The sequence below is a fragment of the Shewanella sp. AS16 genome, from assembly GCF_021412365.1.
In the GTDB taxonomy this organism is placed as follows: Bacteria; Pseudomonadota; Gammaproteobacteria; order Enterobacterales; family Shewanellaceae; genus Shewanella; species Shewanella salipaludis.
In genome coordinates, this window is the sequence record NZ_JAKCLK010000314.1 from 1 (window position 1) to 288 (window position 288).

General features: G+C 36.5%; 1 protein-coding gene. It reads right to left on the reverse strand.

The genetic code is table 11. The features are described from left to right. Positions 1-243: protease inhibitor I42 family protein (locus LZP73_RS20435; protein WP_234236789.1), on the reverse strand; the 243-nt coding region annotated here is incomplete at its 3' end. Between the last annotated feature and the right edge of the window lie 45 nt (positions 244-288).

The following is a 288-nucleotide window of genomic DNA, read 5'->3' on the forward strand; positions in this document are numbered from 1 at the left end:
AGTGTGATAAGTTACACCCTTTAAAGTAATAGCTTCGCTATTAACATCACTAGCTACCCAAGAATATCCCGTGCTGCTGTTACTAGCCAAATCAATTTCAAAGGTCTTTTCATCTGTACTAACACGATAATCTCCAAGTTCTGTTAGCTCGGGAGAGCTTGGTTTGAAATGAATTCCCAATCCGACTAATACCATTCCTAAAAAGGCGACTAATACAATAATGATTTTTCGTCTTTTAGACATAGCTTATTTTTCCATAAAGGCTTTCAAACGATTAACAGCGTCTTT